Below are 280 nucleotides of genomic sequence, written 5' to 3'. Positions count from 1 at the left end.
GTCGCCCGCCAGCTTCAGGTCCGCTGTCTTGGTGTCCCGCGAGACGCTCCAGGCCTCTGCGTCACCGTCCAGGAGGCGGGCCTCCTTGAGGTCACTGATCTTGAAGAACTCCTTCTCAAGCCAGCGGGTCGGATCCGGGTCCACCGAACTGAACGAGTCGCTGACGAGCACGACCCGGTTGCCCTCCGGGAGCAACAGGTAACGGCCGTCCGGCCATGACCCGCCGCCCCCCATCATACCCATCATGGGGTTGGCGCCCTCGCCCTCACTCTTCCGGGTG

1 protein-coding gene is annotated in these 280 nt (G+C 66.4%); it reads right to left on the bottom strand.

Annotated features, from left to right (window positions below; all coding sequences use genetic code 11):
- On the bottom strand, positions 1-280 hold a 280-nt coding region (locus MD536_RS21720; protein WP_239603869.1), incomplete at both ends, for a hypothetical protein.

This window comes from Flavihumibacter cheonanensis (assembly GCF_022352215.1).
Lineage (GTDB): Bacteria > Bacteroidota > Bacteroidia > Chitinophagales > Chitinophagaceae > Flavihumibacter > Flavihumibacter cheonanensis.
Note: the sequence above shows the minus strand (reverse complement) of the source record. Positions and strands in the feature narration are given on the sequence as shown.